Origin of the sequence: Arthrobacter sp. 2YAF22_2, from assembly GCF_052114645.1 — a bacterium.
GTDB lineage: Bacteria > Actinomycetota > Actinomycetes > Actinomycetales > Micrococcaceae > Arthrobacter.
Genome location: NZ_JBFRFD010000394.1, coordinates 1 through 3,564, shown reverse-complemented (window position 1 = coordinate 3,564; position 3,564 = coordinate 1). Strand labels below are relative to the sequence as shown.

At 64.6% G+C, this 3,564-nt stretch carries 4 protein-coding genes; all 4 read right to left on the bottom strand.

What is annotated here, in order from left to right:
• Positions 1-56 precede the first annotated feature (56 nt).
• A complete protein-coding gene (locus tag AB4Y86_RS14655) occupies positions 57-794 on the bottom strand; it encodes an amino acid ABC transporter ATP-binding protein (protein ID WP_441402930.1) in 738 nt (245 codons plus the stop codon).
• Positions 791-1,555, bottom strand: coding sequence for an amino acid ABC transporter permease (locus tag AB4Y86_RS14650; protein WP_441402929.1), 765 nt, complete (start codon positions 1,553-1,555; stop codon positions 791-793). The genes AB4Y86_RS14655 and AB4Y86_RS14650 overlap by 4 nt, the downstream gene beginning before the upstream one ends.
• 13 nt (positions 1,556-1,568) lie before the next feature.
• A complete protein-coding gene (locus AB4Y86_RS14645) occupies positions 1,569-2,519 on the bottom strand; it encodes an ABC transporter substrate-binding protein (protein ID WP_441402928.1) in 951 nt (316 codons plus the stop codon).
• A 403-nt stretch (positions 2,520-2,922) separates the two neighbouring features.
• On the bottom strand, positions 2,923-3,564 hold a 642-nt coding region (locus AB4Y86_RS14640; RefSeq protein WP_441402927.1), incomplete at its 5' end, for a 3'-5' exonuclease.

The following is a 3,564-nucleotide window of genomic DNA, read 5'->3' as shown; positions in this document are numbered from 1 at the left end:
GCTTAAACACTTTCGGCACCCGCCGTAGCGGGTGCCGAAAGTGTTTAAGCAGCGCTCTAGAGGACGTCCGAAAGGAAGCCCTTCAGCCGCTCGGTCCGCGGCTCCGTGAAGAGTTGTTCCGGCGGTCCGGTCTCCACGACGACGCCCGCATCCATAAAGGTCACGGTGTCCGACACGTTCCTCGAGAAGCCCATCTCGTGGGTCACCACCACCATGGTCATGCCCCCCTTGGCGAGATCGGTCATGAGCGCCAGGACACCCTTGACCAGCTCAGGGTCCAGCGCCGAAGTGGCCTCGTCAAAGAACATCACTTCAGGCTTCATGGCCAGCGCGCGGGCGATGGCCACCCGCTGCTGCTGGCCGCCGGAGAGGTTGGCGGGCCGGGAATCCGCCTTGTGCTTCAGGCCCACGAGCTCCAGCTGGGCCAGCGCCTCGGCCCGTGCCTGCTCCTTGGACATCCCGCGCAACTTCCGGAGCGCCAGGGACACGTTCTCCACCACTGTCTTGTGCGGGAACAAGTTGAATTGCTGGAAGACCATGCCGATCCGCCGGCGCAGTTCATCCGGGTTGTCCTTGAGCACCGAGCGGCCGTCCAGCAGAATGTCGCCCTGCTCGGGTTCGATCAGCCGGTTCATGACCCGAAGGAGGGTGGACTTGCCGGAGCCCGAAGGGCCGATCACGGAGGCCGTGCTGCCCTTCTCGACATGCAGGTCGATGCCGCGCAGGACCTTGTTCGACCCGAAAGCCAGATGGATGTTCCGTGCCGTCAGCGATCCTGAAACGAACTCACTCATGCCTGGGCTCCCTTTCCGACGACGGCGGCTGCCTCGTCCGGTTCTTTCTTCTCCGGCCGGCCCGAGCGCAGACGGCGGTCGATCCAGTTCACGAAGTGCGTCAGCGGGACGGTGAGCGCCAAATAGAACACCGCGGCCGCCACGTACGGTGAAAGGTTTCCGCTGTTGGACGCCGCGTCCTTGCCGATCTGGAAGATTTCGCGTTCCGTGGCCAGGAGGCCGAGCATGAAGACCAGGGACGACTCCTTGATCAAGGCAATGAACTGGTTGACCAGCGCCGGCAGGACCCGCCGGACACCCTGGGGCACGACGACCAGGCGCATGGCGGGGCCGTAGCCGAAGCCCAGCGCGCGGGTGGCCTCAAGCTGGCCCTTGTCGACACTCTGGATCCCGGAGCGGAAGATTTCGCCGATGTAAGCGGCCGACATCAGCGACAGTGCAGCGATAGCCATCGGATACGGGCTGCTGGATCCGGTGACTTGCTTGAAAATCGGTCCGAAGCCCAGCCCGATCACCAAGATGGTCAGGATGGGCGGCAGCCCGCGCAGCACATCGGTGTAGATGCGTGCAATCCAGCGGGCGGCGGCGTTCCGGGAAATCCCCATGAGGGCAAGCACCATGCCAAGCACCGTCCCGATGACGCCCGAGGTGACGGCCAAAACGAGCGTGTTTGGCAGCCCGACGGCAAACATCTTGGGCAGGACTTCGCCTATCGCCTTCCAGTCCAGGAAGGTATCAGAAAGCAGTGTGAGGAAATCCACGAAACGCGCCGGACTACTTCGCGGGAACCAGGACGGCCTTGCTGCCCGGCTTCCAGCCCTGCGGGGTCTGCTCGGCAGCGGTCGGGCGGTCCGTGTACCACTGGGCCGTGAGCTTGGTCCACGTGCCGTCAGCGATCACGGCGTCGAGGCCGGAATTGAGGGCATCAATCAGCGGCTGGTTGTCCTTGTTCACTGCCCAAGCAGTGAAGTTCTGGGTGTTGACGACCTTTTCGGCAATCTCGGTGTTGTCGCCCTCCTTGACCTGGCCGGTGGCCTGCTGCGACGGTGCCACCCAGGCATCCACCTGGCCGCTCTTCACGTTGGCGTACACGGTGTTGTAATCCGGGAAACGGACCGGCTCGAGCTTGAGCGTGTTGGTCACGTAGTCGTCCTGGACAGTGCCCTGGACGACGCCGATGCGGACGCCGTCCTTCAGGTCGGCGAAGCCCTTGACCTTGGCGTCGCTCTTGGTCACGACGGCCATGTAGCCGAAGTCGTAGCCGTTGGTGAAGCCAACGGTCTCGCGTCGCTTGTCCGTCGTGGAGATCGAGGAGGATCCGACGTCGAACTGCTTGTTCTTGACCTGGGAAAGCAACGCGGAGAAGTCAGTGGAGGCGAATTCGACCTTGAGCCCCAGCTTGTCGCCCACGGCGCGCAGCAGTTCGTTGTCATAGCCGGTGAACTTGCCCGACGGGTCAATGAAGATGTTGGGAGGGGCATCGGAGAGGGTGCCAACACGGAGGGTGCCCTCGGTGGTGAGGCCGAGCTTGGTCTTGTCGATCTTGTCCAAGGGGGTGACGTCCTTGGTGGTGTACTTGTCCAGCGTCTGCTGGTCGCTGCCGGCGAGGGCGTCGGTGGGCGAGCCGCTGGGCTGCGCCGATCCCGAGCCGCAGGCTGCGAGGGAAACGGCCAGGGCTACGGCGACGGGAGCCGCGGTCAGCCACTTCAGGGCTTTGCTTTTCATCACGCATTCACTTTCGTCTGACATTCAGTGGGTCGCGGGGAGGCTCATCGGGCCCGGCTGTTGGTTTAGGCACCGGCTGAACCAGCGTGCCGCGAAAGATAATTGTGTCACCCGCCCCAGAAGGCGTCTCAATCCGAATTATCCGCTGTCGAAGTAGGCGCTAAGCGAAGAATCTCCACGGTCAGGCGGGATAGACTGCCGCCGCGGCCGGTGCCGGCGGGACTCGGCGGAATCATCGCCGGTCCCGGAAGCCGGCGGCGCGAACCCCCGTGGATGTGATTTGCGTCGCTAGCACTGGATTTGCGCCCCGCAGACGCCTAAGGGAGGCCTGTTCGGGGCCAACGTGTCGGTTTAAGAAGGACGCCGCAGGGGATCCACGGAAGGCCGCGGCCCGGGCACCGCCCTAGAAGTCGCCGCGGCTGGCGTCTTCGGGCGGCAGCACCGGCCAGTCACCCTCGATCACGGCGGCCGGCTTGGTCTTGCGCAGATAGCTTTGAAAATCCGAGGCCTGGGAGGTGGCCCACTCGACCTGGAGTTGGTGGAGGTGGCTGGCCGGCATGCGCAGCTTTGGAAACTTCCCGGCCATCGCGTCGAGCATGCGCAACGTCGCCAGCGCATCCGCCGCGGACGTGTGGGCGTTGTCCAGGTTCACGCCGTACTCCTCGCACAGCGCGGTGAGGGTGCGCTTGCCCTTGCGGTACCGGTCCACCTGCTTGTTCATGATGTAGGGGTCCAGGACGGGGAAGCGGCTGAGCTGGGGTACGCCGTAGCGGGCCGACTCGGCGGCGAGCACGGTGAAATCGTAACTGGCGTTGAACGCAATCACCGGAACGCCGGTGTCGAACAGTTCCTGCAGGACCGCCGCCAGTTCCCGTGTCACCTCGGCAGCCGGGCGGCCCTCGCGGCGGGCCTGTTCGGTGGTGACTCCGTGCACATCGCTGGCCTCGGTGGGGATTTCCACGCCCGGATCGGCCAGCCATTCGTGTTCTTTGATGACCGCCCCGTGGGCGTCCACCACGGTCACGGAGGCCGTCACGATCCTCGC